The following is a 4,283-nucleotide window of genomic DNA, read 5'->3' as shown; positions in this document are numbered from 1 at the left end:
AGTTGAACCATTTCACGGTGCCAGTGGCCATCGTGTCTTTCCTTCTACTTTTCGGGCCGCTAGTGCGACCGATGGTGCCGTGCCGACGTATGCGACGCGGACGTGTGAGCCGCGGGTGTCCCGCGGAGATCGTGGGGGACGGGCTCTCTCGCCACTCTACGACGGCGCGCTGCGCGCTGTCGATGGTGGCGTGAAAACCGAGGTCCTGGCCGAGGGGGCCGTGAGCGGTGAAGCCGGATGCCACACGCGCGGCGAAACCGGCGTACTCGCCGCCGGAAGTGGCGACGTGCACATCGCGATCGGCTTGGCGCCAATCGAGCGGGTGCTGCGCGACAGTGTCGCAGCAAATGACAGATGACAAAAATAAAACTTTCATGTGTGGTGCCTGGCGTCTTCATGACGCGGACTTGGCACGCGGTTCCCGAACGGGGTTGATCTACCTTAGCACGGCTTCGAGGGTGCCTCGCGCCACGGGCGTCAGCGGGAGTCGATCTCCTCGTCGAGGTCCGGCCCACCGGGGCGGACTGCGGCGTCGTCGCGGATGTCGATGCGGGTGACCCCGTCTCGTCGAGTCACGTCGATGCGCGGATCGGCATCGGACTCGACGGCGTCGGGTGCGGCGAGCAGCTGATCGCGGCGCTTCTGTTCATCGGTCATGTCATCGGCGGTCATACCGCTCACCGTAGGCATCTTCGACGAGCGGCGCCGAGGGCTTTACATCGCGCAGGGGCTGCAGTATCCGCCCGAGGTGCGCGTGCGTCAGCCGGCCGATTCGGTGGGGATCAGCGAGCCGGGAGCGGGTTCCGGAACGATCCTCAGCCCATTGGCGCTGCTGGCCTCCTGCATGAGCGCTTCGACCCATTCGCGGTTGACCGCGGGCTGACGGCTGCCGTGGAAGTGGAAGACGATCGGAACGGCCGGGTGCATCCAGACGCTGCAGGTCACGTGCGGCTCGGTGTGGTGGAACATGAACGGCTCTCCGCGGCGGAGCTTGTTCATGACCACGACCCGCAGGTGGGCCAGCGTCCGGTCCTCGATGTCGAAGGACCGGTTGCCGCTGCCGTAGACGAGTTTTCCCACACGACAACCGTAGACGGGTCGTTACCCGCGCACCAATCGCGGGCCGCATGCGGCACGTGCTCAGTGGGCGGCGAAGGGGGACCGATGCGCGATGGGGATCGGCTTGGTGCGCCGCGACTCTGCGGCCGGCGCCAACGACTCCAGCGCGGTGCGGATCACCTCGTCGAGGGTCGGATGCCGGCTGGCCGCAGCGCCCACGGCGACCCAGATCGCCTCGTAGTCGCCTTCGTATGTGTACTCGACGTAGGCCAGCAGAGCGAGGCCGGCATCCTCCTGGGCGCGGTCGCACAGTCGCCAGGCGCCGCGGCCCATCGGCTCCACCCGGATGCGCCCGGTAGCCGTCATGCGTTCCATGGCGTCACTCGAAACGGGCGGCGGGACGCACGCGGTCCCGCGGGGACGGATGCTGCTGGCGACGGTGAGATGGGAATGGGGAATCCATGGTCATGCCTCCACCCCCGAGGGTGCGCGGCGGGTCTCGGGATGGGGAGGGGATTGACAGGATGCCGGTGGTCGGTTAGCCCTCTACGCGGATTACCGGCGGTCGTCGGTGGTCTGTCCGTAGACGTTCTGGTACCGGTCGTAGAGCCGGTCGATGGCATCCCGTGGGATCGGGATGAGCTCCCCGCCCTGCCGGGCCAGATGCACGGTGCGGGCGACGTCCTCCACCATCACCGCCGCCTTGACGGCATCCTTCGCACTGGAACCGATCGTGAACGGGCCGTGGTTCTGCATCAGCACCGCCCGCGACCGATGCCCGGTGAGCGTGTCGACGATCCCACGGCCGATCGAATCGTCACCGATGATCGCGAACGGCCCCACCGGCACCTCGCCACCGAACTCATCCGCCATCGCCGTGATCACACACGGGATCGCCTCCCCCCGCGCCGCCCACGCCGTCGCATACGGCGAATGCGTGTGCACCACCCCGCCGACTCCCGGCATGTTGCGATACACGTAGGCGTGCGCGGCGGTGTCGCTCGACGGGGCCCGTTCGCTGCCCGGCGTGCCCGGGACGACGTTGCCGTCCAAGTCGCACACGATCATGTTCTCCGGCGCCAGGGCGTCATACGACACCCCCGACGGCTTGATCACGAACAAGTCAGCACCCGGCACCCGACCCGACACGTTGCCGCCGGTCCACACGACCAGGCCATACCGCACCAGCTCGGCGTGCAGCGCCGCGACCTCGGCGCGCACACGCGCCACGGCGACCTCGATCTCGGGGGACGGAGCAAGCGGCGCAGAAGCAGGGGTTGAAGCGGTCACGGGGCGATGTTACCGGTGACAGAGTCCGCGGCACCGCGTCACATTTCGCCACACAACACCCGCTCGCGCCGCGCGGTGACGCGGAGTGCAGACCGCCACTGACACAGGCCGACATATTGGCGGGCCCGCCGCCCGCGGCCCGCGCGGCCCTCCTTACGCTGACCTCCACCCCGCCGCGACGGCCAGACGCCGCCGGCGCACCGAGAGAAAGCGACACACCATGTCCGCCACCTTCCCGACCCGATCCGCGGCCGCCACAGCGGCGGCGCTGGCACTGCTCGCCCTCACCGCCTGCGCGCCGGCCGCGTCCGACCCCGCCGCGAGCGGCTCGGGGGAACCGGTCGAGGGTGGCACGCTGGTGTACCTCGAGCACCAGGCGCACACGACGCTCTATCCGCCGTCGGCGGGTTTCTATCCCAACGGCGGCATCGTCAACAACGTCTTCGATCGCCTCGTGTGGCAGGACCCCGAGTCCCTGGAGCTCAAGCCCTGGATCGCGACGGACTGGGAGGTGAACGCCGACGCGACCGAGTACACCTTCGACCTGCGCGACGGCGTCACCTTCTCGGACGGCACCCCGCTTGACGCCGAGGTCGTCGCGAAGAACTTCGACCTGTTCGGCCTCGGTGACCCCGAGCGGGGCCTCACCGTCTCGGAGGCGATCAACAACTACGAACGCAGCGAGGTGGTGGACGCCGACACGGTCACCTTCCACTTCACCGCTCCGTCGCCGGGATTCCTTCAGGCCACCTCGACCAACAACTCCGGCCTGCTGTCGGCGGCCACCCTGGACTTCACGCTCGAGCAGTTCGCGCCCGGCAACTCCGCCGAGGTCATCGGGTCGGGCCCATTCACGATCACCGACGAGGAGATCGGCTCGGCCCTCACCCTCACCGCCCGCGACGACTACGACTGGGCGCCGCCGGACCGCGACCACCAGGGGCGTGCGCACCTGGATGCGGTGCAGATCCGGGTGACGCCCGAGGACAGCGTGCGGGTGGGCGCGCTCCTCTCGGGACAGGCCGACTACATCCGCTACGTCGAGGCGCAGGACGAGGCGCAGGTGGATGCCGCAGGCTTCGCCGTCTACGCGCCGCAGACCGGCGGCGTGAACAACCACCTGAGCCTGCGCCCGGGAAGCGAGATCCTCTCCGACATCCGGGTGCGTCAGGCGCTCGTCGCCGGCATCGATCGGCAGCAGGTGGTCGACACCATCTACACCGACCGCTACCCGCTGGCCACCTCGATCCTCAGCAGCAGCGCGCAGGGCTACGTCGACACCTCCGACGCGCTCGCCTACGACCCCGAGCGGGCCGAGGCGCTCTTGGACGAAGCGGGCTGGGTCGAGGGAGCACACGGCATCCGCGAGAAGGGCGGCAAGCAGCTCACCCTCGTCGTGAACGAATCGGCACCCCAGCCGCGGTCGTTCGAGGCGCTGACCCTCATCAGCCAGCAGCTGAAGACGATCGGCGTGGACCTGCAGATCCTGAAGGCCGATGCCGGGTCCGCAGCCGAGGCCGTGCGGGACGTCGAGCAGGTGCAGGTGTACCACTCGATGGTCGCCCGCGCCGACCTCGACGTCATCAAGAGCCAGTTCTTCTCCCAGAACCGCAACGCCCTGCTGAACCTCGACTACGACGACGGCACGATTGCAGATGCGCAGCTGGAGGAGCTGCTGCAGGCCGTGGCATCCGAGGCCGACCCCGACCAGCGCATCGCCGAGAGCCAGGAGGCTCAGCGCTACCTGGCCGACCAGGCCTACGTCGTGCCCCTGTTCGAGGAGCCCCAGGTGTACGGCGCGGCTCCCCGCGTGCACGGCGTCACCTTCGAGTCGGTCGCGCGGCCGAGCTTCTACGAGATCTGGCTCGCGGACTGATGCGCTACCTCGCCCGCCGTGCCGGCCAGGCGGCCATCGTGCTGCTGGCCGCGTTCAC

Annotated in this window: 6 protein-coding genes; 2 read left to right on the top strand and 4 right to left on the bottom strand. The window is 68.8% G+C overall.

Annotated features, from left to right (window positions below; genetic code table 11):
- Window positions 1–190 precede the first annotated feature (190 nt).
- A complete protein-coding gene (locus tag NQ160_RS19525; RefSeq protein ID WP_257516773.1) occupies window positions 191–358 on the top strand; it encodes a hypothetical protein in 168 nt (55 codons plus the stop codon).
- A 119-nt stretch (window positions 359–477) separates the two neighbouring features.
- Here the strand turns inward: NQ160_RS19525 and NQ160_RS19520 are convergent, their stop codons facing one another.
- The 4 genes from NQ160_RS19520 to NQ160_RS19505 form a co-directional block, all read right to left on the bottom strand.
- Window positions 478–672, bottom strand: a complete 195-nt coding sequence (locus NQ160_RS19520; protein ID WP_257516772.1) for a hypothetical protein — start codon at window positions 670–672, stop codon at window positions 478–480.
- A gap of 87 nt (window positions 673–759) precedes the next feature.
- Window positions 760–1,080, bottom strand: a complete 321-nt coding sequence (locus NQ160_RS19515) for a DUF7882 family protein (protein ID WP_257516771.1) — start codon at window positions 1,078–1,080, stop codon at window positions 760–762.
- 60 nt (window positions 1,081–1,140) lie between these two features.
- Window positions 1,141–1,434 carry a hypothetical protein gene (locus NQ160_RS19510; protein WP_257516770.1) on the bottom strand — a complete coding sequence of 98 codons (294 nt, stop codon included), beginning with the start codon at window positions 1,432–1,434 and terminating at the stop codon, window positions 1,141–1,143.
- Between the two features lie 180 nt (window positions 1,435–1,614).
- Window positions 1,615–2,349 carry an L-ribulose-5-phosphate 4-epimerase gene (locus NQ160_RS19505; RefSeq protein ID WP_374113684.1) on the bottom strand — a complete coding sequence of 245 codons (735 nt, stop codon included), beginning with the start codon at window positions 2,347–2,349 and terminating at the stop codon, window positions 1,615–1,617.
- 220 nt (window positions 2,350–2,569) lie between these two features.
- On the opposite strand from NQ160_RS19505, the gene NQ160_RS19500 reads away from it, so the two are divergent.
- On the top strand, window positions 2,570–4,225 hold the full coding sequence (locus NQ160_RS19500) for a TIGR04028 family ABC transporter substrate-binding protein (protein ID WP_257516769.1): 1,656 nt from the start codon (window positions 2,570–2,572) through the stop codon (window positions 4,223–4,225).
- Window positions 4,226–4,283 lie beyond the last annotated feature (58 nt).

This window comes from Microbacterium sp. zg.Y909 (assembly GCF_024626565.1).
Note: the sequence above shows the minus strand (reverse complement) of the source record. Positions and strands in the feature narration are given on the sequence as shown.